This is a genomic window from Qingrenia yutianensis (genome assembly GCF_014385105.1).
Lineage (GTDB): Bacteria > Bacillota > Clostridia > UMGS1810 > UMGS1810 > Qingrenia > Qingrenia yutianensis.
The window spans coordinates 2,501-3,982 of record NZ_JACRTE010000042.1; the positions used below are offsets into that span (position 1 = coordinate 2,501).

The window sequence follows — 1,482 nt, forward strand, 5'->3', positions numbered from 1 at the left end:
CGAAAGAGATGAGCAGGAGTCAGTATCCAGAGTACCGGCGGACACGAGGAATCTGCCGGGAAGCCGGGGGGACCACCCCCCAAGCCTAAATACAACCTAATGACCGATAGTGAAGCAGTACTGTGAAGGAAAGGTGAAAAGAACCCCGGGAGGGGAGTGAAAGAGAACCTGAAACCTTGTGTTTACAAGCAGATAAAGCACAATATTAGTGCGATATCGTACTTTTTGTAGAACGGTCCGGCGAGTATATGTACGCAGCGAGGTTAAGATATTAAGTATCGGAGCCGCAGGGAAACCGAGTGTTAACAGCGCGAATAAAGTTGTGTGTATATGACCCGAAACCGGGTGATCTATCCATGGACAGGATGAAGCGGAAGTAAAATTCCGTGGAGGTCCGAACTCACTGCTGTTGAAAAAGTAGGAGATGAGCTGTGGATAGCGGAGAAATTCTAATCGAACCCGGAGATAGCTGGTTCTCCCCGAAATAGCTTTAGGGCTAGCCTTATATTAGTTTAGCGGAGGTAAAGCACTGAATGAGCTAGGGGCCGTATTGGTTACCGAACTCTATCAAACTAAGAATGCCGCATAAATGATGTATAGGAGTCAGACTGCGTGAGATAAGTTTCGTGGTCAAAAGGGAAACAGCCCAGACCTACAGCTAAGGTCCCAAAATGGATTTAAGTGGAAAAGGATGTTCAGATGCTAAAACAACCAGGATGTTGGCTTAGAAGCAGCCACACATTCAAAGAGTGCGTAATAGCTCACTGGTCGAGTGACTGGGCGCCGAAAATTTAACGGGGCTAAAATTCATACCGAAGCTTGGGCAATGTGCACACAATTTAATTATTATCAGAAAAATTGTGCACTATGACAATGAGCGAAGCGAATTGTCATCAAATTGTCCCTATGGATAAAGTTCATTTATCTGTTAGGATAAGAGATTATCTGAAAGGATAAGATTTATCCGAAAGGGTGATAATGGTTAAATTGTGTGCATATTGGGTAGGGGAGCGTTGTGTAGTAGGACGAAGGAAGACCGGAAGGACTTCCGGACGAGGCACAAGTGAGAATGCCGGAATAAGTAGCGAGAATTATGTGAGAATCATAATGGTCGAAAATCTAAGGTTTCTTGGGGAAGGTTCGTCCGCCCAAGGTAAGTCGGGAGCTAAGGCGAGGCCGAAAGGCGTAGTCGATGCACATACGGCAGATATTCCGTAACCGCCGAAATTGTTAAGCACAGGGACGCAGGAAGATAGCCTGACCCGGGCGTTGGTTGACCCGGGCGAAAGGGAGCGAAAATTAGTAGCGAAGCAGGTGATTCTACACTGACGAGAAAAGCTGTGTGAATTGATTAGGTGCCCGTACCGCAAACCGACACAGGTAGATGAGGAGAGAATCCTAAGACCAACGGGAGAAGCATTGTTAAGGAACTCGGCAAAATGACCCCGTAACTTCGGGAGAAGGGGTGCCTGCATAAAGCAG

The 1,482-nt window shown here is 46.9% G+C and carries 1 rRNA gene (running past one end of the window); it reads left to right on the plus strand.

From position 1 onward, the window contains the following. Positions 1-1,482, plus strand: a 23S ribosomal RNA gene (locus H8706_RS11795); its annotated part reaches 378 nt to the left of the window's first position; the annotation flags it as partial.